1 pseudogene is annotated in these 1,141 nt (G+C 34.8%); it reads right to left on the reverse strand.

Annotation, left to right across the window (positions count from 1 at the left end):
- Window positions 1-30 precede the first annotated feature (30 nt).
- A pseudogene (locus tag ACUVJL_RS10610) lies at window positions 31-1,065 on the reverse strand (IS701 family transposase).
- Window positions 1,066-1,141 lie beyond the last annotated feature (76 nt).

The raw sequence follows: 1,141 nt of genomic DNA on the forward strand, positions 1-1,141 counted from the left end.
TAGGACTTACGCATTGACAAAAAACATCATCTATGAATTATAGATAATGATATCACTGCTAAGGTTGGCAAAAATATGCTCACGTACAACTAACGTGAACATATTCCGTTGTACTTCATACCAATTGCTAATTATCTTTTCAGAGCGCATAAACTCCAATCTCACAAATGCTTGCAGTGAACAAAATATGTGAGTTTTGATTGCTAATGTATCTCTAACCATGAACCGACAAATTCCACATACTTGTTTTATGGCTCGATGAAAAGTTTCAATGCCCCAATGGGTATCATGAATTGTGATAAATTCACTTCTGCTAATATCTGGGATTTTTGACTCATCTGGCAGATATAAAATATAGTGTCTAGAGTCTTCTTTTTTAAAGTCGCACCTTTACAACTTTATAAATCCAAATTCTTTCAGATGAGTTCTTAATCCTTCTTCTGGAATAGCCAGAGTGCTTACTTGACAATATTTCTGTGGCTCATTTGAGACGGTTCTATTTTTTTCAATCCCAAATAGAAAACCCAATTTCGGGTTTTTTAGAAATTTTAAGTTTTCTACTCCTGAATACCAACTATCTCCTGTTACTATTCTTGGCTTGACTCCCCAGTTTATTATTTCTCTCACCATTTCTCTAAAATAATCCTTTTTTGTTTTCCCCTCATTTTTGTCATATATTCTGTAATTTATTGGGACTGAATTACCATTAATGTCGCTGTAATATAGCGTAATTAAATTTAAGCCAATAAGAGTTTTATGGGCTTTTCCTGACCAAAAATAACTGATTAATTCGGCATTTTTGGGATCACTGTAAATCTTTTCTATGACTGTATCGTCTACACTTAGTATCCCTCCTACTAAGTTAATGATTTTCTCTATTCTGTTGAATAAATCTTTCGGTTCGTATCTCTCTCTCAATAAAAAACGGTTGACGCTATCATGTGAAACATCTCCTAATACCTCTGCTAGCCGACTGCACCCCCCAAACTTTGGCTCTGACAGCAAAAATAAGGTGTAGAGGTCTAGATTGCATTGTGCTGTCGATGGTTTAGTAATTTCTCTGATTGTCCGATACCTAGAAAGTAAACGACCCATCTTTATCAATGCACTATTTTGTTATTCTGTCAATGCGTAAGTCCTA

Origin of the sequence: Microcoleus sp. OTE_8_concoct_300, from assembly GCF_031383065.1 — a bacterium.
Classification (GTDB): Bacteria; Cyanobacteriota; Cyanobacteriia; order Cyanobacteriales; family Microcoleaceae; genus Microcoleus.